The 317-nt window shown below is 44.8% G+C and carries 1 protein-coding gene; it reads left to right on the forward strand.

Annotated features, from left to right (window positions below):
- Positions 1 to 106: 106 nt before the first annotated feature.
- Positions 107 to 256: a hypothetical protein gene (locus E2R66_RS28635; RefSeq protein WP_158288539.1), complete on the forward strand. Its 150-nt coding sequence runs from the start codon at positions 107 to 109 to the stop codon at positions 254 to 256.
- Positions 257 to 317 lie beyond the last annotated feature (61 nt).

The raw sequence follows: 317 nt of genomic DNA on the forward strand, positions 1-317 counted from the left end.
ACAGGCCAGAAACCGGAAAATAAAAAAGTTGGCACACTACACTTTTTGAGAAAATATCGCCAAAAACCGCCCCCACGTCATTCAAATGCACTTTTTAAAACCGGAGGTGTCAAACTCAAGAAAAGAATTACAACAGCGTGCCATAGCCGGAGAAAACATCTTCGAAAGCCTGATGGAAACCTGCAAATATTGCAGCCTTGGGCAAATAAGCCATGCACTTTACGAGGTTGGGGGGCAGTACAGGAGAAATATGTAGGGGCAGTTTGCAGTTTCCGGTGGGCAGTTTGCAGAAAAAATCGGCTTTCTATAGGCAGTCT

This window comes from Mucilaginibacter psychrotolerans, from assembly GCF_004519315.1.
GTDB classification, from domain to species: Bacteria; Bacteroidota; Bacteroidia; order Sphingobacteriales; family Sphingobacteriaceae; genus Mucilaginibacter; species Mucilaginibacter psychrotolerans.